The organism is Corallococcus sp. AB049A (assembly GCF_003668885.1).
In the GTDB taxonomy this organism is placed as follows: domain Bacteria; phylum Myxococcota; class Myxococcia; order Myxococcales; family Myxococcaceae; genus Corallococcus; species Corallococcus interemptor.
The window spans coordinates 1-20,212 of record NZ_RAWL01000130.1; the positions used below are offsets into that span (position 1 = coordinate 1).

General features: G+C 71.2%; 17 protein-coding genes. 3 read left to right on the forward strand and 14 right to left on the reverse strand.

The window, feature by feature from the left end:
- From D7X55_RS16310 to D7X55_RS16335, 6 genes are all read right to left on the reverse strand, one after another.
- Nucleotides 1-3,138 (reverse strand): TAT-variant-translocated molybdopterin oxidoreductase (locus tag D7X55_RS16310; protein ID WP_121723521.1); only part of this gene is annotated, 3,138 nt, incomplete at its 3' end.
- Complete coding sequence (locus D7X55_RS16315; RefSeq protein WP_120551258.1) at nt 3,135-3,797, reverse strand: cytochrome c3 family protein; 663 nt, start codon at nt 3,795-3,797, stop codon at nt 3,135-3,137. The genes D7X55_RS16310 and D7X55_RS16315, both read right to left, overlap by 4 nt.
- Nucleotides 3,798-4,258: 461 nt before the next feature.
- Nucleotides 4,259-4,912, reverse strand: a complete 654-nt coding sequence (gene pdeM / locus D7X55_RS16320) for a ligase-associated DNA damage response endonuclease PdeM (RefSeq protein ID WP_121723513.1) — start codon at nt 4,910-4,912, stop codon at nt 4,259-4,261.
- A complete protein-coding gene (locus D7X55_RS16325; protein WP_121723514.1) occupies nt 4,882-7,437 on the reverse strand; it encodes a ligase-associated DNA damage response DEXH box helicase in 2,556 nt (851 codons plus the stop codon). Before D7X55_RS16325 ends, pdeM begins: the two co-directional genes overlap by 31 nt.
- The gene (locus D7X55_RS16330) at nt 7,424-9,022 is read right to left on the reverse strand and encodes an ATP-dependent DNA ligase (protein WP_120551255.1); all 1,599 of its coding nucleotides are present in this window, start codon (nt 9,020-9,022) and stop codon (nt 7,424-7,426) included. Before D7X55_RS16330 ends, D7X55_RS16325 begins: the two co-directional genes overlap by 14 nt.
- 3 nt (nt 9,023-9,025) lie before the next feature.
- Complete coding sequence (locus D7X55_RS16335) at nt 9,026-10,048, reverse strand: ligase-associated DNA damage response exonuclease (RefSeq protein WP_121723515.1); 1,023 nt, start codon at nt 10,046-10,048, stop codon at nt 9,026-9,028.
- Between the two features lie 201 nt (nt 10,049-10,249).
- On the opposite strand from D7X55_RS16335, the gene D7X55_RS16340 reads away from it, so the two are divergent.
- From D7X55_RS16340 to D7X55_RS16350, 3 genes are all read left to right on the forward strand, one after another.
- Nucleotides 10,250-11,149: an SH3 domain-containing protein gene (locus D7X55_RS16340; RefSeq protein WP_121723516.1), complete on the forward strand. Its 900-nt coding sequence runs from the start codon at nt 10,250-10,252 to the stop codon at nt 11,147-11,149.
- Nucleotides 11,150-11,220: 71 nt separating this feature from the next.
- A complete protein-coding gene (locus D7X55_RS16345) occupies nt 11,221-12,717 on the forward strand; it encodes an anthranilate synthase component I family protein (protein WP_120551252.1) in 1,497 nt (498 codons plus the stop codon).
- Entirely contained in the window at nt 12,714-13,277 is a 564-nt protein-coding gene (locus D7X55_RS16350) for an aminodeoxychorismate/anthranilate synthase component II (protein ID WP_120551251.1), read from the forward strand. Before D7X55_RS16345 ends, D7X55_RS16350 begins: the two co-directional genes overlap by 4 nt.
- 7 nt (nt 13,278-13,284) lie before the next feature.
- On the opposite strand, the gene D7X55_RS16355 is transcribed toward D7X55_RS16350, so the two are convergent.
- Genes D7X55_RS16355 through aroF form a run of 8 tightly spaced genes read right to left on the reverse strand, consistent with a single transcriptional unit; the run spans nt 13,285 to nt 19,989 of the window.
- A complete protein-coding gene (locus D7X55_RS16355) occupies nt 13,285-13,881 on the reverse strand; it encodes a histidine phosphatase family protein (protein WP_121723517.1) in 597 nt (198 codons plus the stop codon).
- A 14-nt stretch (nt 13,882-13,895) separates the two neighbouring features.
- Nucleotides 13,896-14,447, reverse strand: a complete 552-nt coding sequence (locus tag D7X55_RS16360) for a GNAT family N-acetyltransferase (protein WP_120551249.1) — start codon at nt 14,445-14,447, stop codon at nt 13,896-13,898.
- A gap of 47 nt (nt 14,448-14,494) precedes the next feature.
- Nucleotides 14,495-15,286, reverse strand: coding sequence for a tryptophan synthase subunit alpha (trpA, locus tag D7X55_RS16365; RefSeq protein WP_120551248.1), 792 nt, complete (start codon nt 15,284-15,286; stop codon nt 14,495-14,497).
- Nucleotides 15,283-16,488, reverse strand: a complete 1,206-nt coding sequence (gene trpB, locus D7X55_RS16370) for a tryptophan synthase subunit beta (protein WP_121723518.1) — start codon at nt 16,486-16,488, stop codon at nt 15,283-15,285. Before trpB ends, trpA begins: the two co-directional genes overlap by 4 nt.
- An 11-nt stretch (nt 16,489-16,499) precedes the next feature.
- Nucleotides 16,500-17,132 (reverse strand): phosphoribosylanthranilate isomerase, encoded by a 633-nt coding sequence (locus D7X55_RS16375; protein WP_120551246.1) that lies wholly within the window; start codon nt 17,130-17,132, stop codon nt 16,500-16,502.
- Nucleotides 17,129-17,947 carry an indole-3-glycerol phosphate synthase TrpC gene (locus tag D7X55_RS16380; RefSeq protein WP_199746983.1) on the reverse strand — a complete coding sequence of 273 codons (819 nt, stop codon included), beginning with the start codon at nt 17,945-17,947 and terminating at the stop codon, nt 17,129-17,131. Before D7X55_RS16380 ends, D7X55_RS16375 begins: the two co-directional genes overlap by 4 nt.
- On the reverse strand, nt 17,944-18,960 hold the full coding sequence (gene trpD, locus D7X55_RS16385) for an anthranilate phosphoribosyltransferase (RefSeq protein ID WP_121723519.1): 1,017 nt from the start codon (nt 18,958-18,960) through the stop codon (nt 17,944-17,946). The genes D7X55_RS16380 and trpD overlap by 4 nt, the downstream gene beginning before the upstream one ends.
- A 3-nt stretch (nt 18,961-18,963) precedes the next feature.
- Nucleotides 18,964-19,989: a 3-deoxy-7-phosphoheptulonate synthase gene (gene aroF / locus D7X55_RS16390; RefSeq protein WP_121723520.1), complete on the reverse strand. Its 1,026-nt coding sequence runs from the start codon at nt 19,987-19,989 to the stop codon at nt 18,964-18,966.
- Between the last annotated feature and the right edge of the window lie 223 nt (nt 19,990-20,212).

Genomic DNA, 20,212 nt, shown 5'->3' on the forward strand with positions numbered 1-20,212 from the left:
GAGGTGGGCGGTGCGGGGGCGGGTGCCCAGCTCGTGCAGCAGCCGGTAGGCACGCTCGTCCTCGTGGAGCTGGGTGACGCGCTGAGCGGGGTCCGCCAGCGAGCCGAAGGCAATGGCCTGCGTGGGGCAGGTCTGCTGGCACGCCGTCTGGAGCTCCTTCTCCTGGATGAGGCGCTTCTCGACGCGGGCGTTGATGCGGACCCGCTCGATGCGCTGCACGCAGTAGGTGCACTTCTCCATGACGCCGCGGTTGCGCACCGTGACGTCCGGGTTCATCAGCATCTTCTCGGTCGGCGTCTTGCCCTGCGTGTAGTGCAGGTAGTTGAAGCGGCGGACCTTGTACGGGCAGTTGTTGGAGCAGTACCGCGTGCCGATGCAGCGGTTGTACACCATGTCGTTGAGGCCCTCGTCCGAGTGCACGGTGGCGTTCACCGGGCAGACGTACTCGCAGGGGGCCTTCTCGCAGTGCACGCACGCGACGGGCTGCATGACCATGGCGGGGTCGTTCTCATCGCCCTGGAAGTAGCGGTCGATGCGCAGCCAGTTCATCTCACGGCCGCGGCCCACCTGCTCCTTGCCGACGACGGGGATGTTGTTCTCCGCCTGGCACGCCACGACGCACGCGTTGCAGCCCGTGCAGCGCGACAGGTCGATGGACATGCCCCACTTGTAGCCCTCTTCCGGCTTGGTGGCGTACGGGAAGTCCGGCAGGTTGTTGCGCTTACCCAGCTCGTACTTCGCCTGGACGACCTCGAGCACGTGCTCGGTGGCCTTGGACGGGTGCTTGAGCTCACTGATGGCCATGTCGAGCGCCAGCGGGCGGCCCTCCATGCGCCAGTGGTACTGGGTGCGGGCGAACTTGTGGCTGCCGCGGACCTTGGTCAGCTTGGCGCCGCCGTCGAACCAGGGGGCGTTCACGCTGCGCAGCTGGTTGGCGTTGAAGCCGATGTCCTTGGCCACGACCTCGTGCAGGCCGGTGCGGCCGTAGCCCAGCGCCACGGTGACGGTGTCGTCCGCGTTGCCGGGGAGGATGGTGACGGGGACCTGCAGCTTGCGGCCGCCGTACTCCAGCTCCGCGACGTGGTTGTTCTCCAGGCCCAGCCGCTTGGCGGTGGCGGGGCTCAGGATGGCGGCGTTCTCCCAGACGATCTTCGTGATGGGGTCCGGCGTCTCCTGGAGCCACGCGTTGTTGGCGAAGCGGCCGTCCAGCACGCGGTAGTCGTGGACGAAGTTGATCTCCAGCTCACCGGCCGCGGGCGGCTGATAGGCGGCGACCAGCTGCGAGGCGGCGCCCGTGTCCGGGGTGGCCGTCAGCGCGGCGGCGATGCTGCCGGGGACGACGCCCTCGGAGACCCAGGTCTCCCAGCGGGTCTCGAAGTCGGCGCGGCCGGCCTCGCCACCCTGCGCGGCCCAGTAGTCACGCACCATCTGGTACGCGGGGCGGAAGGGCTCGTCGAGGAACAGCGCGAACAGCTCCATCTCCGGCACGCCGTTGAAGAGCGGCTGGATGAGGGGCTGCGCGATGCTGACGGTGCCGTCCACCGCGCGGCCGTCGCTCCAGGTCTCCAGCTGGTGCGCCAGGGGCACGAACCAGTCGGCGAACTTGGAGGTCTCGTCCTCGTAGTGGCCCGCGTACAGGACGGACAGCGCCTTGCGGTTGGCGTTCAGCTTGGGGTCCAGCGCCTCCGCCAGGCCCGCGTCCACCGGCAGGGCGTAGACGGGGTTGGTGGCGGTGATGACCAGCGTGTCCACCTTGCCGGCCTGGATGTCCGCGACCAGCGCGCGGATCTCCGCCAGGCCGGAGGCCTCCGGCGCGGCGGCCGGGACGACCTTCACGGTGGTGCCCACGTTGCCCAGCGCGGCGTTGATGGCCTGCGCCAGCGCGTGCACGGCGGCGGGCTGACGCTCACCGGCGATGACCACGGAGCGGCCGGCCTTGGACTTGAGGTCCTGGGCCACGGCCTGCACCCACGACTGGGTCTCCGGGCTCAGCGAGCCGGCCTTGCCGGAGGCGGCGGAGCCCAGGCTGGCGGCGGCGCCACCCACGGCCTGCGCCAGCGCGGCGGCGATGCCGAAGATCTCCGCGGACTTCACGCGCTTGCGGTGGTCCGCCATGCCGCCCGTGATGGACATGCGGGGCTCGGCCACGTACAGGCGGTTGAGCTCGCCGTTCTTCGGGTCGCGGCGGTCCGCGAACTGGCGGTTGAGGGCCAGGTTCTCCGGGCGGCTCTCCAGGAAGTCCGCGTCCAGGGAGACGATGATGTCCGCGCGGGTCAGGTCGTAGAGGGCCTGGACCGGCTGGCCGAACAGGGCGCGGTTCGCCTCGGCGGCGGCGGAGTCCGTGATGGACGAGAACGTGTGGAAGCGCGCGTTGGGCAGCTTCTTCTGGATGCGGCCCACCACGTCGCGCAGCGTCGGGGAGCTGATGGGCTCCGTGAGGAAGCGCAGGCGGCTGCCTCCGTCCGCCGCGGCCTTCTGGCTGACGAGGGTGGAGACGTCCTCGGCCAGCGCGCGCAGCGAGCGGGGGTTGTTGCCCTGGCGCAGCACGCGGGCGCGCTGCGGGTCATAGAGCGAGAGCAGGAACGCCTGCTCGAAGACGCCGGCAGCGCCCTGGTTGATGGGGTGCTGGGGGTTGCCTTCGATCTTCACCGGGCGGCCTTCGCGCGCGGTGATCAGCAGGCCGGAGGTGTGGCCTCCGAGCGTCATGCCGGACGCGTAGTGCAGGGGGTTGCCGGGGGTCACTTCCGGCGGCGTCTTCGTGTACGCCACCATCCGCTCATCCTGCGGACGGGTGCTGCACGCGGTGGCGCCGGCCAGGGCGAGCGACGCGCCCAAGAGCTGCATGAACTCGCGGCGGGCGAAGCCGGTGGGGGGAAGGTCCGCGCCGACGGGGAACTCCGGGCGGGTCTCCTCCAGGAACTCCGGCGTGGCGAGCTTCTCCTCCAGGCCGAGCCAGTACGTCTTGCCGTACCCGCTCTCACCCGCGACAGCGCGGGTGGAGGCGTGATCGAGCGCTTCGGTCACGACGTCGTCGTGGGCGTGCGCGTGGGGGGCGGCCTCGTTGCGGCCCGAGACGACCGGGAGCGCGAAGGACGAGGGGGTTTCCTGCGCGGGCGCGCTGTCAGGCTTGGTGTTCATCGGTGGCATGTGGAGCAGCTCGTGCGCGAGTGAACGTCGTATTCCTTGGTGAGCTTCTCGGCGAGGGCCGAGGCTTCCGCCTTCTCCGTCGGAGGCGCCCAGGTCATGCTGGTGATGAACTCCGGGGGCCGGAGGTTGGGGCCGGGGTCGCGGTGGCAATCCAGGCACCAGCTCATCGTCAGCGGGGCGGCCTGCTCGATGGCGCCCATCTGGTCCACGCGACCGTGGCAGGTGGCGCAGCCGACGCCCTTGCCCACGTGGATGGAGTGGTTGAAGTAGACGAAGTCCGGCAGGTTGTGGACGCGGACCCAGGGGATGGGCTGGTCAGCGAAGAACGCCTTGCGGACCTCGGTGAGGTACGGGCTCTTGTTCCACACCTGCGCGTGGCAGGACATGCACACGGTGGTGGAGGGGATGCCCGCCGACGGGGACTTCTCCACCGTCCAGTGGCAGTAGCGACAGTCGATCTGCTCGTCACCGGCGTGGTGCCGGTGGTCGAACTCGATGGGCTGTTCCACCGGGCGGGCCTGATTGGTCACGAGCGGCGAGCGCACGTAGGCCAGGAGGCCGCCGATGGCGATGGCGGGCACGGCGAGGAGCATCGCGGCCGACAGGCGCGACACCGTATTCGTCCAGCGTGGGAAGAGAGGGCCGCTCATACCAGGACCAGGGGCAAGGGGACTGAAGGCGACATGAAAGCAGGGGTGGACGCAGGAAAACCGTCCGGCGCGGAAGTCAGCGGGGCCGTCCCGGTCCCGGTGGACCGGGCGGGCGGTGGCTCCTGGCGCTCAGACGGCAAGGCAGTCACGTCCAACGAACCTCTAGGATGGTGCCGTGGGCGCGGGTCCCTCATGAACTTCCCGACCCAATGCGGCGCGGGACCATCATTCATGAGCACGGCAGTGTCAACCATTCTGTGGGGAGTGGGAATAAGGAGCGCTTAGCACCTTCCGGGGCGGTTGCGACAAGTTGTCCGCGAGCGGTGATGAATCCCGCTTCTGGCGATCGGAAGGGAGCTTTGCGCGAGGGGCCTCTTCCCTCTGGGGATCAATCCCTTTCAGGTGGCGCGCTACAGGGTGCGACGGTGCGCGCCACGCATGAAGCGGGGCTACTGATAGTGCTAGACCTCCACCACGGCGGTGCCGGCGACGGCGTAGACTCGGTCCTTCCTGCCCCGGCGCATGTCCATACCGCCGGTGAAGGCGCTGAACGCGGGCAGCACGCCCACGCCAGGGCCCAGGTGGAAGCAGGGCAGCCGCAGCCGGTCCGCCCCGCCCGACAGCCGCACCATGGGGTGCAGGTGCCCGGCCCAGACGTAGCGCCCGGCGGCCGGCTCCGGGTGGTGGGCGAAGCGGAACGGGCCTTCATCCAAGACCTCCGCGCGATCCTCCATCCTCCAGGAGGGCGGAAGGGTCCGCACGTGGCGATCGTGGTTGCCGCGTATCAGCACGACTTCTAGTGAAGCATGGGTTTCGCGCCAGGTATTCACGCGGCTGATGACGTCGCCGGTGAGCCCCTGCCGCGAGTGGACCAGGTCCCCCACCAACAGCAGGCGCCGGGCGCCGGTGGCGGTGAGGGCGGCGGAGAGCCGGGTCAGGTCGTCATCCAGGACCCCCAGGGGGAGGGGGATGCCGTGCTGCTGGAAGGACTCCGTCTTGCCCCAGTGCAGGTCGGCCACCGCGAGCACGCCGGCCTCGGGCCAGTGCAAGGCCCGTTCCGGTAGCAGCTCCACGTCCGCGTCCGCTACGCGGGTCTGGCATCGGCCTGGGACCATCGCTCCTTGAGGCGCTGCACGCGCTCCAGCAGGGATTCGTTGGACACGCTCGCGCTGATGCGCTCGACGACCAGGGGGAACCCCAGCGGCGAGGGCCGGTGGACGTGGACGACCTCGACGGGGTGCGCCTCCAGGCGTTCCAGGGTGCGCGTGAGCCGGCCCTGTTCGAACTGATGTTCCAGGACCTCGCGGCGCGCCTGGCGCAACAGGAGGTTGTCCGGGTCGTACTTCACGAAGACGTCATAGAGGAGGGCGGCGCTGGCCTGGACCTGGCGGGTGGATTTGCGCGCCCCGGGCAGGCCCGGCATCACGAGGCCGGCCACGCGCGCGATGTCCCGGAACTGCCGGCGCGCGAGCTCGCTCAGGTTCACGCTCTCCAGGATGTCCTCCACCAGGTGCTCGCGGGTGAAGAGGGCCGGGCGCAGGGCCTCGTCGAAGGGGAAGGGCGTGGGGGTGAGCAGCTCCAGGCCGTAGTCGTTCACGGACAGGCTGAAGGTGGCCTTCTGCAGGCGCGTGAGGCGCAGGGCGAGGAGCGCGGCCAGGCCCTCGTGCACGAGCCTTCCTTCGAAGGGATAGAGGAAGAGATGGTAGCCGTCCCGCGTGCGGCAGGTCTCCGCCAGACAGCCTGCGTCGCCGGGGATGCGCGACAGGCGGGCCTGGGCATCGAGGATGGGCCACGCGGCGGCGACCTCGTCCCGGGTGACGTCGCCCTGGCGCGCGGACTCCAGCGTGCGGCGCATCGCGGACGCGAGCGAGGTGGACAGGGGCAGGCGGCTGCCACCCCAGCGCGGCGTCTGGGTGGCCTTGGCCTTCGCGGGCTTCACGTAGGCCGTCATGTCCTTGAAGCGGCTGAACTCCAGACGGCGCCCCGCGAAGAGGAAGGTGTCCCCGGGCTTGAGGCGGCTGACGTAGGACTCCTCCACCGTGCCCAGCGTGCCGCCGCTCCAGTAGCGCAGCTGCACGGACGCGTCCGAGGTGATGGTGCCGATGTTGAGCCGGTGCAGCCGGGCGAGGCGCGCGTCGGGCACGCGGAAGCGGCCGTCCACCTCCACGACGCGGCGGAACTCCGGGTAGGCGCGCAGCGTGGGGCCGCCTTCGCGCACCAGGGCGAGGGCCCAGTCGAACTCCTCGTCGGTGAGGGACGCGTAGCTCGTGGCGGTGCGGACCTCGTCGCGCAGGGCCTCGCGGGTGAAGCCTCCTCCCAGCGCGCACGTCACCAGGTGCTGGGCCAGCACGTCGAGCGGCTTGGACAGCGGCGTGCGCGGCTCCACCTCGCGCTGCGCGATGGCGTCGCGGGCGGCGGCCATCTCCACCAGTTCGAGCGCGTGCGTGGGGACGAAGAGGATGCGGCACGTGGCGCCGGGGCGGTGCGCGCTGCGGCCCGCGCGCTGGAGGGTGCGGCCGATGCCCTTGGGACTGCCTATCTGGATGACGCGCTCCACCGGGCCGAAGTCCACGCCCAGGTCCAGCGAGGACGTGCACACGACGAGGCGCAGGCTTCCGTCCTTGAGGCCTCCCTCCACGCGCTCGCGCTCCTCCCGGTCGATGGAGCCGTGGTGCAGCGCGAGCAGGTGCTCCCATTCCGGGCGCAGGAAGCGCAGGCCTTCGAACCAGCGCTCTGCTTGTGAACGCGTGTTGGTGAAGAGCAGCGTGGACTGCGTGGGGTCCAGCCACTCCGCCACGCGCGGCAGCATGGAGAAGCCCAGGTGCCCGGCCCACGGGAAGGTGTCGACTTCTTCCGGCAGCAGCGTCTCCACGTCCACCGGGCGCTGGAGGTCCGCGCTCACCAGCGTGGGCTTGCGGTCCGTGCCGACGACGGTGCGCGCGGCTTCGTCCAGGTTGGCGAGCGTGGCGGACAGCGCCCAGATGCGCAGGCCTGGCGCGAAGTGGCGCAGGCGGGCCAGGGCCAGCTCCACCTGGGTTCCCCGCTTGGAGGCGAGCAGTTCGTGCCATTCGTCCACGATGACGGCGCGCAGCGAGGCGAAGTTCTCCGCGGCCTGCTCCTGCGTCAGGAGGAGTGACAGCGATTCCGGCGTGGTGATGAGGACCTGCGGCAGGCGTTCGCGCTGTCTTTGACGCACGGAGGAGGACGTGTCGCCCGTGCGGCTCTCCACCTCCAGGTCCGCGTCCAGGGCCATCAGTGGTTCACGCAGGGCCTGCTCCACGTCACGCGACACGGCTCGCAGCGGCGTGAGGTAGAGGATTTGGAGGCCCTTCTCGTTGTGCTCCGCCGCGTCCGCCAGCGGACCGATGTAGGCCGCGTAGGTTTTTCCCGCGCCGGTGGGCACGTGGATGAGGCCGCTGGCTCCTCGTGCGTAGGCGGCCCAGGCCTCCTCCTGGAAGGCGTAGGGTCTCCAGTTCCTGGATGCGAACCATTGGCGCAGTTGCGCCAGGGGCGCGCCTTTGTATGGGGATGGGCTTCGGGGCGCGGGCCGCTTCGCTCGGGTCTTCCTGGGGGCTTCCCCCTGCTTCTCCGGCGCGTGCTTGCCGCGCATGTGATTGCGGCGCGGTCTAGTGGGCTGCATGGAGCAGCCCCTTGAGTGAATCGAGCGTGTCCGCGTCCTTCGCCGTCTTGTCCGCGCGCCAGCGGGCGATGCGCGGGAAGCGCAGGGCGATGCCCGACTTGTGGCGCGGCGACGGGGCGATGGCTTCGAAGTGCAGCTCAAACACCTGCTCCGGATCCACCGAGCGCACCGGGCCGAACTTCTCCCGCGTGTGGGCGCGGATCCACCGGTCCAGCCGGCCAATCTCCTCGTCGGTGAGGCCCGAGTAGGCCTTGGTCACCGGCAGCAGGTCCTCTCCGTTCCACACCGCGAAGGTGTAATCCGTGTAGAGCGACGAGCGCCGGCCATGGCCCGGGTGCGCGTAGAGCAGCACCGCGTCCACCGTGTACGGGTCGATCTTCCACTTCCACCAGTCACCGCGCTTGCGGCCCGTCTGGTAGACGGAGTCGAGGCGCTTGAGCATCAGGCCTTCCACATTGCGCGTGCGCGACTCCTTGCGCAGTTCCGCCAGTTCTTCCCACGACTCCGCCGTCACCGAGGGCGAGATGGGGAAGCGTGGGTGGTCCTTGAGCAGGGCCTCGAGTCTTGCCCGGCGCTCGCGCAGGGGCAGCTCGCGCAGGTCCTTCCCGTCCTGCTCCAGCAGGTCGTAGACGATGAATGCCGCTGGGGACTCCGCGAGCACCTTGGGCGTGAGCTTCTGTCTGCCAATGCGGCGCTGGAGCCGGGCGAAGGGCAGGGGCGTGCCGTCCTCGTAGGCCATCACCTCGCCGTCGAGCACCGTGCCTTCGGGCAGGGCTCGGGAGGCCTCGGTGATTTCAGGGAAGCGTTCGGTGAGCAGCTCTTCACCACGGCTCCAAAGAAAGACATCGCCCTGGCGGCGGATGAGCTGGCCCCGGATGCCGTCCCACTTCCATTCGACGAGCCAGTCACTCAGCTCTCCCAGCGACTCCGCGGGCTGCTCCAATGGCGACGCGAGGTAGTAGGGATACGGGCGCGACACGTGCCCGTCCGACACGTCCGGTGCGACGAGCTGTTCGAAGAACGCCTTCGTCGGCGTCCAGGTGCCCATCAGCCGGTGCGCCACGCTGGGCGGCGGCAGGCCCGTGACCTGCGCGATGGCTCGCACCACCAGCGTGTTGGACACGCCCACTCGCAATTCGCCTGTGAGCATCTTGTTGAGGAGGAAGAGCTCGCGGCGGGGCATGGACTTCCACCAGCCCACCACGCGCTCGCGCTGCTCCGCCGCGTCCAGGCCTCGCAGGGGCAAGAGGCGCTCTTCCAGCCAGCGGGAGAGGGGCAGCTCCTCGGCGTGCTCGGGCGGGAGGTTCGCTCCGTCGAGCAAGAGGGCAATCACCTCCGCCAGGTCTCCCACCGATGCGTAGACCTCGTCGAAGAGCCAGTCCGGGACGCCCGTCAGCTCCATCGTCCAGCCCGCCAGCAGCTTCGACGTGAGCAGCCGCTTGAGCTTCTGACCCGTGAGGAAGAACAGGCCCCAGGCGGCGTCCTCCGGTGGCGCCGTGCGGAAGTAGCGCGCCATCGCCTCCACCTTCGCGTTGGTGGAGGTCGTCTGGTCGAGCGTGTCGTACAGGTCGGCCAGGGCTCGCACGCGTCAGTCCTCCGCTTCGCCTTCGAAGGGCGTCGCGAGCGGCGAGGCATCCACGCCCCGCTCCCGCAGGTAGTGAGACAGCGGGTCGGTGTAGCCGTGCGTGACGAGCACCTTCTCCGCCTGCGTGTCCGCCACCGTGCGCAGCAGGTCCGGCCAGTCCGCGTGGTCGGAGAGCACGAAGCCCCGGTCGTAGCCCCGGCGGCGGCGGTTGCCTCGCACGCGCATCCACCCGGACGCGAAGCCCGTCTCCGCTTCGCCGAAGCGGCGCATCCACGTGGATCCGGCCGCGCTCGGCGGCGCCAGCACCAGTGCGCCCGCGAAGGACGTGCCCTTCTCCGTCTCCGACACCAGCTGCGTGGGCAGCATGGCGATGCCCGCCTCGCGGTACGCGGTGACGAGCCCGTTCACCGCGCCGTGCACGTAGGCCGGCCGGTCCGTGAGCTTGCCCAGCTCCGCCAACAGGCGCTGCGCCTTGCCCAGCGCGTAGCAGAAGAGCACCGCGGAGCGGCCCGCCTCGCGGTTCGCGTCCCACCAGCGCAGGATGTCCTGGGCCACGAGGCCCGTGTCATCCCAGCGGTAGATGGGCAGCCCGAACGTCGCCTCCGTGATGAAGGTGTGGCAGCGCACCACTTCGAAGGGCGCGCACGTGGGGTCCGGCGTGCGCTTGTAGTCGCCGGAGATGACCCAGACCTCGCCCCGGTGCTCGACGCGGATCTGCGCGCTGCCCAGCACGTGGCCCGCGGGGTGGAAGCTCACGGTGGTGTCGCCGACCTTCAGCGGCTCGCCGTACTCCAGCGTGTCGATGACCGCGTCCGCGCCCAGCCGGCGCTGGAGCAGACCCAATCCGGGGCGTGCTCCCAGGTAGCGCTTGCTGCCGCTCCGGGCGTGGTCGCCGTGCGCGTGCGTGACGAGCGCCCGTTCCACCGGACGCCACGGGTCGATGTGGAAGTTCCCCGCCTGGCAGTACAGCCCCTGTGGCGTCACGGAAACCAGCGGCGTTCGTTCCTGGTGGGTCGCGGTGGCCACGGTTCCCTAGAGGTAACGAGGCCTTGGGACAGGGGCCACCCACGGCCCAGCCTCCCCCGGCGCTCCGCTGACAAGGGGGCGGGCGTCCGTGCGGGCCCTGCTTGCGATCCAAACGACGAAGCCAGGGACCGGAGGGCCCCTTGGATGGTGGGCGTGGACGGGGGATAAACCCGGCAACCTCCACTTCCGGACCCTTTCGTGATGCTGACGCCCGCGCTCCTCCTGTCCCTCACCCTGGCGCAGTCCACCCCGGCTCCGGACGCGGTGCTCGAATACAGCTCCCCGCTGACGGAGGAGAGCGCGCCGGATCCGGAAGGCTTTTCGTTCACCGCCTTCACGGCGGGCCAGACGCTCTACCTTGGCGTGGACGAGGCGAACCTGCGCGCGAGCGCGGCGGCGGACGCGGGCGTGGTGCAGACGCTGATGCTGGGCACGCCCGTGAAGGTGCTGAAGGTGGGGGCTCGCGCGAAGGTCGGAGAGTACATCAACACCTGGTACCAGGTGTCCGTCGTGGACGCGAAGGCCGCGCCTGTCACCGGTTGGGTCTTCGGCAACACGCTCACGCCGTTCCGCTTCGAGGCCGACCTGGACGGGGACGGCGAGCTGGAAGTGGCCACGGTGGTGATGAGCAACGAGTTCAAGGCGCGCGTGCGCGTGCTGGAGCCGAACGTGAAGCCGCCGCGCCGGGTGAGCAGCGTGGACGTGGCGGTGGCGTCCACGGACTACGGCGGCGGGAGGGGCGGGCCGGTGACGGTGACGCTGGTCCCCGCGTCGCAGGCGGGCGTGACGCTGCTTCAGCTGGACTCCGCGCCGGAGCGCTGTGGCGACTTCGTCACGTCCTATGTGAGCTACACCGGAACCAATGGGAAGCCGGGCGTGCTGGGCAAGGCGAAGCTGGCGCTGGAGCTGGGCGGGCTGATGGACCCTCCGAACGAGAGCACGTTCACGGTCTCCTTCCAGCCAGCCGCGAAGCGGGCGCTGGTGGTGCGCACCAGTGTCGAGGAAGAGGAAGAAGGCAAGCCGCGGAAGGTTACGGAGCGCGAGGTCTATCAGTGGAAGGACGGCGTGTTCGCCCAGGCGAAACCCGTCGCGAAGCCGTAGGTGCAGGGCCCGGAAGGCCGGGCACCCGGGCGCCCCTCCGGGTGATGGAAGAGGGGTCAGGGCAATCGACCATGGATGCGCAGGAGCGGAAGGCAGCCTACCGGCAGCGCGCGGAGGCGGGACAGGCGGTGCCGGTGACGGTGGAGTTGCCGGCGGACCTGGACACGCCGCTGTCGGCATACCTGAAGCTGGGCGGCGGAAGCCGCGGCTTCATCCTCGAGTCGTGCTACGGCGGCGAGCGCTTCGGGCGCTACAGCCACGTGGGCGTGAACCCGGCGGGCCGCGTGCGGCTGGACCGGGACGGGCTCACGTTGTGGCGTGGCTCGCACGAGGAGCGGCGCGAGGGCCGGCCGCTGGACGTGCTGCGCACGCTGTGGCGTGAGCTGTCCGTGGCGACGCTGCCGGGCGAGGCGCCCTTCCTGGGCGGGCTCGTGGGCTACCTGGGCTACAACGCCACGTCGTGGTTCGAGCCGAGCGTGCCGGACCGCCACCCGCGTGACACGGGCTTCCCGGACTCCGAGTGGCTCATCGCGGAGGACTTCGTCACCCACGACACGCGCACCCAGACGCTCAAGGCCATCGCGATTGCCCGGCCCGCGCTGCACGGCAGCGTCGCGGCGGCGCTGAAGGACGCGGAGGCGCGCGCGGAAGGAATGGCGGAGCGGCTGCGCCGGCCGCTGCCGCCGGAGGCCTACGCGGCCGCCCCCGCGCAGAAGAACGCGCCGGCCCCCGTCGCGTGCTGGGACCGCGAGGGCTACGCGCGCGCGGTGGACAAGGTGAAGGAGTACGTGCGCGCGGGCGACTGCTTCCAGGCGGTGCTCGCGCGCAGGTTCGAGGCGCAGGGCGCCATCCCGCCGCTATCTCTCTACCGGGCGCTGCGGCGGGTGAACCCCTCGCCGTACCTGTTCCTGGTGGATCTGGGCGAGGCGCGCGCGCTGGTGGGCGCGTCGCCGGAGCTGCTGGTGCAGGTGCGCGACGGGGACGTGGTGGTGCGGCCCATCGCGGGCACCCGGCGCCGGGGCGGCTCCGAGGCCGAGGACCAGGCGCTGGAGAAGGAGCTGCTCGCGGACGAGAAGGAGCGCGCCGAGCACATCATGCTGGTGGACCTGGGGCGCAACGACGTGGGCCGCGTGGCCGCGCCGGGCACGGTGCGCATCGAGGACCTGATGATCATCGAGCGCTACAGCCACGTGATGCACATCGTGTCCCAGGTGCGCGGCAAGCTGGACACGACGCGCTTCGACGCGCTGGACGCGCTGGCGAGCACCTTCCCCGCGGGCACCGTGTCCGGGGCGCCGAAGATTCGCGCGATGCAGATCATCGACGAATTGGAGCCCATGCGGCGCGGGCCCTATGCCGGCGCGGTGGGCTACCTGTCCTTCTGCGGCACGCTGGACGTGGCCATCGCGCTGCGCACCTTCTTCGTGGACGGTGACCGCACGATGTGGACCGCTGGCGCGGGGCTGGTGGCGGACTCGGACCCCATGAAGGAAGCGGACGAGACGGAGGCGAAGGCGGGCGCCATGGCCGCCGCGCTGCGCCTGGCTCGCGAAGGAGGTGGGCGGTGATCCTCGTCATCGACAACTACGACTCGTTCACCTTCAACCTGGTGCAGCTGCTCTACACGCTGGGCGCGGAGGTGAAGGTGGTGCGCAACGACGCGCTGGACGTCGCGGGCATCGCGGCGTCGGGGGCGTCCCACCTGGTGGTGTCCCCGGGGCCGTGCACGCCGCACGAGGCCGGGGTGAGCGTGGCGGCCATCTCCCAGTCGCGCGTGCCGGTGCTGGGCGTGTGCCTGGGCCACCAGTCCATTGGCGCGGCGTTCGGCGGGCAGGTGGTGCGCGCGCCGGAGCCGGTGCACGGCAAGGCGGCCCACATCCGCCATGAGGGCACCGGCGTCTTCACCGGCGTGCGGCAGGGCTTCCAGGCGGCGCGCTACCACTCGCTGGTGGTGGCGGCGGACTCCATGCCCGCGGAGCTGGAGGCCACGGCGTGGAGCCAGGATGGCCTGGTGATGGCGCTGCGCCACCGCACGCGTCCGGTGGTGGGCCTGCAGTTCCATCCGGAGAGCGTGCTGACGCCGGAGGGCCCGTCGCTGGTGAAGAACTTCCTGGAGGGGAAGCTGTAGCGGGCCTTCAGTCCTTCAGGTGCGTGGTGTCGTTCCAGCTCACGAGGACCGGCTGCTGTCCGCCGGCCTCGGAGCCCAGCACGCTCAGGGACGCGGTGCCCAGGTGGAACAGCCTGCCTCCGTCCGGGGGCAGGCCCAGCCAGCGCGCGGCGAGGATGCGCAGCATGTGCCCGTGCGAGAAGAGGAGCACGTCGTCCTGGAGCGCTCGCGCCTCCGCGATGATGCGGTCCGCGCGGGCGCCCACCTCCTCCAGCGTCTCGCCGTTGGGGACGCCGTCCTTCCACAGCGTCCAGCCCGGGCGCGTGGTGCGGATGTCCGCGCCGGTGCGGCCCTCGTAGTCGCCGTAGTTGACCTCCATGAGGTCGTCCTTCTTCTGCGCCACGTCGCCGTAGCCCGCGAGCACGCACGTCTCCAGGGCGCGCGTCAGCGGGCTGGTCCACACGGCGGCGAAGCGCCACTTGCCCAGCGGCGCGCGGAGCCGCTCCGCCATCTGACGGCCCTCCTCCAGCAGCGGGAGGTCCGTGCGGCCGGTGTGCTGGCTGCTGCGGCTCCACTCCGTCTCACCGTGACGGACGAGGACCAGCTGGGGCGCGCGTGTGTTCATGGCGCCAATCTGTACTACCGCTTGCGTGTCCGCCACTCCTCTCGGCTCTGGCCCCAGATCTCCACCTCGTGGTCGTTGTAGGGCGCCGGCAGCATTCCCATGCGCAGGAAGCGCGAGCCCAGCCGGCGGGCCACCTGCTTCGAGGGCTCGTTCGGCGGGGAGATGGAGTGGATGACCTCCGTCCACCCGAGGTGGTCGAAGGCCCAGTCGATGGTGGCCGCGGCGCCCTCCGTCGCGTAGCCCTTGCCCCACGCGTCGCGCGACAGGCCCCAGCCCACCTCCGGGCCCGGCCAGTCCGCGGGCTGCCAGGGGCCCAGCCGGCCCACCCACTTGCCGGTGGCCTTCTCGAACACGGAGAACATCGCGAAGCCCTGGAGCACCCAGGAGCCGGCCATGGCGCAGACGGCGCGCCACACGTTGGAGCGGGGCTGGAGGCCGCCGATGTAACGCGCGGTCTCCTCGTCCGCCATCATGGCCACGAAGCCGTCCAGGTCCTGGAGGGTGGGCGGACGCAGGATGAGGCGCGGCGTTTCGAGGGTGGGCCCCAGGGTTGGCTGGCTTTGCATGTCCGGTCTCCTGGCGCCGGCGACGTGCCGGCGCGCGGAGCCGAACCTTAGCGCTTCAGGCCGCGCTTGATGTCCGCGCAGAGCTGCTTCGCGGCGGCCGGGCCGTCCGAGTGGGCGGCCTTCACAATCGCGCTGCCCACCACGACGCCGTCCGCGTGGGCCACCAGCGGCCGGGCCGTGTCCGCGTTGGAGATGCCGAAGCCCGCCACCACCGGCACGGACGCGGCGCGCTTCACCAGGTCCAGCCGCTGCGACAGGTCCGGCGGCAGCTCCGCGCGCATGCCGGTGACGCCCGCCACGGATACGCAATAGACGAAGCCTCGCGCGTCCTTCGCGATGGCCTCCGCGCGCGCGGGCGGCGTCGTGGGCGCGCACAGGGGCACCAGGTCCACGCCCTCCTTGTCGAACGCGGCGCGGATGCCCGCGCTCTCCTCCGGCGGCAGGTCCGGGAGGATGGTGCCCGAGATGCCCCGCTCGCGCGCGAGCTTCGCGTAGCGCTCCTCACCCATGGCCATGATGACGTTGACGTACGTCATGATGACCAGCGGCGTCTCCGGGCAGCGGCGGCGCACCTCCGGGACGACTTCGTCCAGCACGCGGCGCAGGGTGGCGCCGGCCTTCAGCGCGCGCTCGGACGCGGCCTGGATGACGGGGCCGTCCGCGATGGGGTCGCTGAACGCCACGCCAATCTCCAGCACGTCCGCGCCGCCCTCCACCATCGCGGCGAACACGTCCACGGACTTCGGCAGGTCCGGGTCGCCCGCCATCGCGTACGCCACCAGCGCGCCTTCTCCGCGCGCCTTCGCCTTCGCGAACGCCTTGCCCAGTTCCGTGCTCATGAATTCACCCCCGTCGCCGGCGGCACGCCTCGCGCCGAGATGGTCGCCACGTCCTTGTCGCCCCGGCCCGAGCAGTTGATGACCAGGTGCTTGCCCTTGCCCAGGTCGCGGGCCAGCGAGCGCGCCGCCGCGAACGCGTGCGATGTCTCCAGCGCGGGGAGGATGCCCTCCGTGCGCGCGACCTCGTAGAAGGCGGAGAGCGCGTCGTCGTCCGTCGCGGTGCGCACCTCCATGCGCCCCGTCTTCGCCAGGTGCGCCAGCTCCGGCCCCACGCCCGGGTAGTCCAGGCCGGCGGAGATGCTGTGCGCCTCTTGAATCTGGCCGTGCTCGTCCTGGAGCACCAGCGAGCGCGAGCCGTGCAGCACGCCCTCCGTGCCCAGCGTCAGCGACGCGCCGTGCTGGCCGGAGTCCAGGCCGTGGCCCGCGGCCTCCACGCCCACGAGCCGCACCGCCGTGTCCGGGATGAACGGATGCAGCGCGCCGATGGCGTTCGAGCCGCCGCCCACGCACGCGATGATGGCGTCCGGCAGCCGGCCCAGGGTGGCCATCGTCTGGGCGCGGATCTCGCGGCCGATGACGGATTGGAAGTCGCGCACGATGGTGGGGTAGGGGTGCGGGCCCGCCGCGCTGCCGATGACGTAGTAGGTGTCCTGCACCTGCGACACCCAGACGCGCATGGCTTCGTTCATCGCGTCCTTGAGCGTGCGCGAGCCGGACTCCACCGGCCGCACCACCGCGCCCAGCGCGCGCATGCGGAAGACGTTGAGCGCCTGGCGCTCCACGTCCAGCGCGCCCATGAACACCTCGCAGGGCAGGCCGAAGAGCGCGCACGCGGTGGCGGTGGCCACTCCGTGCTGGCCCGCGCCCGTCTCCGCGATGATGCGCTTCTTGCCCATGCGCCGGGCGAGCAGCACCTGGCCCACGGTGTTGTTGATCTTGTGCGCGCCCGTGTGCGCCAGGTCCTCGCGCTTGAGCCACACGTTCGCGCCGCCCCAGGACTCCGTGAGGCGGTGCGCGGGCGTCAGCGTGGTGGGGCGGCCCACGTACTCACGCAGCACGCGCGTGACCTCTTCTCCGAAGGACGCGTCCGCTTGCGCCTTCGCGTAGGCCTCTTCCAGCTCCAGCAGCGCCGGGACCAGGGTCTCCGGCACATAGCGTCCGCCGTAACGGCCGAAGCGGCCCACGGCAGTGTCCGTCGTCATGGCTCGACTCCTCAGAGGTTGAGGGACCGGACCGTGCGCACGAAGGCGCGCACCGCGTCCAGGTCCTTGATGCCAGGGGAGGACTCCACCCCGCTGGCCACGTCCACACCGTAGGGCCGGGTGGCCTTCACGGCCTCGGCCACGTTGGAGGGCTTGAGGCCGCCCGCCACCAGCACGGGCAGTCCGCAGTCCGCCAGCTCCTTCACCAGCGACCAGTCGAAGGTGACGCCGCCGCCGCCGTAGCCCGGGGCCGCGCCGTCCAACAGCAGCCCCGCCACGTCGCCCGCGCCCACGTAGCTCCGGGCCTTCGCCACGTCGTCCGGCCCGCGCACGCGCAGCGCCTTGATGACGGGCACGCCGTAGCCGGAGCAGGCCTCGGGGGGCTCGTCGCCGTGGAGCTGCACGGCGGTGAGGCCGCACTCGCGCACGCGCACCCGGATGTCCTCCGGCTTCGCGTTGACGAACACGCCCACCATCGCGGCCAGCGGGGGCCGCGTGCGGCCCAGCTCCGCGGCCGTGGACAGCTCCACGAAGCGGGGGGAGGCCGGATGGAAGTTGAGCCCCATGGCGTCCGCGCCCGCGGCCCACACGCCCTTCGCGTCCGCGACGCGCGTCACGCCGCAGACCTTCACGAGGACGTTCATGTCCCGCCGCCTTCCAGGCCCAAGAGCCGTCGCAGGGCGCGGCCGGGGTCGGCGTCCCGCAGGAGGGATTCGCCCACGAGCACGGCGTTGGCGCCCGCGTCGCGCGCGGCGGTGAGGTCCGCGAGGTTCTTGAGGCCGCTCTCCGCCACCAGGGCGGTGGACCGGGAGCGCAGCGCGGGCATCACCCGGAGCGCGGTGCCGGTGTCCGTCTTCAGCGTGGCGAGGTTGCGGTTGTTGAGGCCGATGATGCTCGCGCCCGCGGCGAGCGCGCGTTCGGCGTGCGCCTCCGTGTGGGCCTCCACGAGCGCGGCCACGCCCACCTGCTTCGCGGCGGAGATCATCTCCCGGAGCTCCGAGTCCCCGAGCGCATCCGCGATGAGCAGCACCGCGTCCGCGCCCCAGGCCGCGCTCTCCTCCACCTCGCTGGCGGCGACGAGGAAGTCCTTGCGCAGCACGGGGATGGAGACGGCGGCCCGGACCGCGACCAGGTCCTCCAGGCTGCCGCCGAAGTCCGGCCCGTCGGTGAGCACGCTGATGGCGCACGCGCCCGCGGCCTCATAGGAGCGGGCCACCGCGACCACGTCCGCGTGAGGGAACGCGCCGCCGGAGGGGCTCTTGCGCTTCACCTCCGCGATGACGTTGACCGGATGTCCGAGCACGCGCCGCACCAGCGCCTGCGCGAAGTCCCGCGCCGGGGGATGCGCGCCGTGCGTGGGGTGAGGGCGCGTGCCCAGCTCCCGGCGCTTGCGCGCCATGATGACGTCCAGCGTGCCCGGCGCGTCCACCGGCTTCGCGGCTGACGAGGAGGTCGTCATGCCGCGACCCTCTGGATGAGCGCCGCGAGCTTGCGTTCGGCGGCCCCGGAGTCGATGGCGTGCTCGGCCCGCTTCACGCCTTCCTTCAGGGTGTCCACCATCCCGACGATGAGCAGCGCGGCGGCCGCGTTGAGCAGCACCGCCGTGCGCACGCCGTCGCGCTCTCCCGCGAGCAGCGCGCGCAGGCGCTTCGCGTTCTCCTCCGCGTCGCCTCCCGCGATGGACTCGCGCGCCACCGTCGTCAGGCCCGCGTCCTCCGGCGTCACGGTGAAGCGGCGCACGGTGCCGTCCGCGCACAGCTCCGCGACCTCCGTGGGCGCGCAGGGGGAAATCTCATCCAGCCCGTCGTGCCCGTGCACCACCCAGGCGCGCCGGCTGCCCAGCCGCCCCAGCACCCGCGCGGTCTGCTCCACGCGCTGCCGGTCGAACGTGCCCAGCAGCTGGTAGCGCGCCCCCGCCGGGTTCGTCAGCGGCCCCAGCAGGTTGAACACGCTGTGGAAGCCCAGGTCCCTGCGCGCCTGCGCCACGTGCCTCAGGGCACTGTGGTGCGAGGGCGCGAAGAGGAAGCCCACCCCGTGTTCGTCGATGTCGCGCGCCACCTGCGCGTGCGCCCGCTCCATGGACACGCCCAGCGCCGCCAGCACGTCCGCGCTGCCGCAGCGGCTGGAGACCGCGCGGTTGCCGTGCTTGGCCACCGTCGCCCCCGCCCCGGCGGCCACGAAGGCCACCGCGGTGGAGATGTTGAAGGTGTGCGCCCCATCACCCCCCGTACCGCAGGTGTCGAGCACCACCTCCGCCTGGGGAGCAATCTTCGCCGCGCAGGCCCGCATGGCCTCCGCCGCGCCGAGGATTTCGTCCTCGGTCTCGCCCTTCATGCGCAGCGCGGCCGCCAGCGCGCCCACCTGCGCGGCGGATGCCTCGCCCGCGAGCATCTGGCCCATGACAGAGGCCATCTCCTCGCGGGAGAGGTCGCGCCGGCTCACCACCCTGCCCAGCGCTTCCTTGAGCGTCATGGTCTATCCCAGCCTGACCATTTCGCGTCCCATCGCGGCGGCGATGGCACGCACCTCGCCCATGGCCTTCTCGAACTCGGAGAAGTCCAGCGACTGGAAGCCGTCCGACTTCGCGCGCGGCGGATCCGGGTGCACCTCCACGATGAGGCCATCCGCGCCCGCGGCGACCGCGGCCCGCATCATCGCGGGGACGGCCTTGCGCACGCCGATGCCGTGCGACGGGTCCACGAACACCGGCAGGTGCGTGAGCGCCTTCAGCATGGGCACCGCGTTCAAATCCAGCGTGTTGCGCGTCATGTTCTCGAACGTGCGGATGCCCCGCTCGCAGAGGATGACCTGGGTGTTGCCGCGCGCGACGATGTACTCGGCCGCCATCAAGAGCTCCTTGATGGTCGCGCTGATGCCGCGCTTGAGCAGCACGGGCTTGCGCGTCTCGCCCACCGCCTCCAGCAGGCTGAAGTTCTGCATGTTGCGCGCGCCCACCTGGAGGATGTCGGTGTGGTCCGCGACGGCGGCCAGCGTCGCCGTGTCCTTCACCTCCGTCGTCACCAGCAGGCCCGTCTCCTTGCGCGCCTCCGCCAGCAGCGCCAGGCCGTCGCCCTTGAGGCCCTGGAACTCATAGGGGCTGGTGCGGGGCTTGAACGCGCCGCCGCGCAGCATGGTGGCGCCCGCCTTCTTCACCGCCTGGGCGGTGGAGATGATCTGCTCGCGCGACTCCACGGAGCAGGGGCCCGCGATGACGTGGATGGCCGCGCCACCGAGCGTGAGGTCACCCACGCGCACCTGGCTGTCCTCCGCCTTCACCTCGCGGCTGACCAGCTTGAACGGCTGGGAGATGGGGATGGCGTCCGCGACGCCGGGCAGCACGCGGAAGGGCTCCGGCTCCACCGCGCCGGGGTTGCCGGTGATGCCGATGGCGGTGCGTGAGCCCCCTGGGATCGCGTGCGGATGCCAGCCGCGGCGGCGGATCTCATCGTTCACTCGCTCGATGTCCTGGGCCGTCGCGTCGGGGCGCATCACGATCAACATGGGGGTACTCCTGCTCTTTCTCTCCAAAGGACACGCGGGCGGATGCCCGCGTGGGTGTGCCTGGAGCATCGTGCACGGCAAAACCTTTGCCGTAACTGTCGGATGCCCGCAACCGAACCAGAGTCTCGCTTGCACGTCTTGGCGTTATCAAGCCAGGGTCCGCACGCTCGCTGGACGGGAGGCGGACCATGGCGAAGCGGCCCGGGGTCATCGTGGTGGGTGG

What these genes read in the sequence shown, in the direction of transcription:
- D7X55_RS16375 (WP_120551246.1), bottom strand. Translation starts at nt 17,132, where the DNA reads ATGAACGTCCTCGTGAAGGTCTGCGGCGTGACGCGCGTCGCGGACGCG.
- trpA (WP_120551248.1), bottom strand. Translation starts at nt 15,286, where the DNA reads ATGAGCACGGAACTGGGCAAGGCGTTCGCGAAGGCGAAGGCGCGCGGA.
- pdeM (WP_121723513.1), bottom strand. Translation starts at nt 4,912, where the DNA reads ATGGTCCCAGGCCGATGCCAGACCCGCGTAGCGGACGCGGACGTGGAG.
- D7X55_RS16325 (WP_121723514.1), bottom strand. Translation starts at nt 7,437, where the DNA reads ATGCAGCCCACTAGACCGCGCCGCAATCACATGCGCGGCAAGCACGCG.
- D7X55_RS16360 (WP_120551249.1), bottom strand. Translation starts at nt 14,447, where the DNA reads ATGCAAAGCCAGCCAACCCTGGGGCCCACCCTCGAAACGCCGCGCCTC.
- D7X55_RS16315 (WP_120551258.1), bottom strand. Translation starts at nt 3,797, where the DNA reads ATGAGCGGCCCTCTCTTCCCACGCTGGACGAATACGGTGTCGCGCCTG.
- D7X55_RS16380 (WP_199746983.1), bottom strand. Translation starts at nt 17,947, where the DNA reads ATGACGACCTCCTCGTCAGCCGCGAAGCCGGTGGACGCGCCGGGCACG.
- trpB (WP_121723518.1), bottom strand. Translation starts at nt 16,488, where the DNA reads ATGACGACGGACACTGCCGTGGGCCGCTTCGGCCGTTACGGCGGACGC.
- aroF (WP_121723520.1), bottom strand. Translation starts at nt 19,989, where the DNA reads ATGTTGATCGTGATGCGCCCCGACGCGACGGCCCAGGACATCGAGCGA.
- trpD (WP_121723519.1), bottom strand. Translation starts at nt 18,960, where the DNA reads ATGACGCTCAAGGAAGCGCTGGGCAGGGTGGTGAGCCGGCGCGACCTC.
- D7X55_RS16355 (WP_121723517.1), bottom strand. Translation starts at nt 13,881, where the DNA reads ATGAACACACGCGCGCCCCAGCTGGTCCTCGTCCGTCACGGTGAGACG.
- D7X55_RS16345 (WP_120551252.1), top strand. Translation starts at nt 11,221, where the DNA reads ATGGATGCGCAGGAGCGGAAGGCAGCCTACCGGCAGCGCGCGGAGGCG.
- D7X55_RS16340 (WP_121723516.1), top strand. Translation starts at nt 10,250, where the DNA reads ATGCTGACGCCCGCGCTCCTCCTGTCCCTCACCCTGGCGCAGTCCACC.